1 protein-coding gene is annotated in these 452 nt (G+C 62.6%); it reads right to left on the bottom strand.

Annotated features, from left to right (window positions below; genetic code table 11):
* Positions 1-452, bottom strand: a 452-nt coding sequence (locus J2D73_RS20260) for an IS5 family transposase (protein WP_207884219.1), incomplete at both ends; no start/stop codon positions are given.

The following is a 452-nucleotide window of genomic DNA, read 5'->3' as shown; positions in this document are numbered from 1 at the left end:
AACAGATGCTTCACCCACGGCCAACGCTTGCGGATCGCATCCAGGATCATCTGAGCGCCGGCACTGTCGGAGATGTCGGCCGGAGTCAGGTTGACCATCAGGAGGCGCCCGTCCGTGTCGACGGCAATATGCCGCTTGCGCCCGACGACTTTTTTGCCGGCATCGTAACCCCTTGTCTTTGCATGAGGCGCCTTGATGCTCTGGCTGTCGATCACCGCCGCTGTCGGACTGGCCTCGCGGCCTGCCTGCTCCCGGTCGAGCATCAGTTCAACGTCATGGATGGTCTGGAACAGGAACCGTCGCGCCAACTCACGAAACCAGCCATAGACCGTGCGCCAGTGCCCGAAGTGGATCGGCAGCATCCGCCAACCGCAGCCTGAACGAACGAGATAGCGCACCGCATTGATCACCTCACGGAATGCGACCTCTCGTGGGCGGCCACGACGCCCAGG

The organism is Acetobacter sacchari (assembly GCF_017377715.1).
GTDB classification, from domain to species: Bacteria; Pseudomonadota; Alphaproteobacteria; order Acetobacterales; family Acetobacteraceae; genus Acetobacter; species Acetobacter sacchari.
Note: the sequence above shows the minus strand (reverse complement) of the source record. Positions and strands in the feature narration are given on the sequence as shown.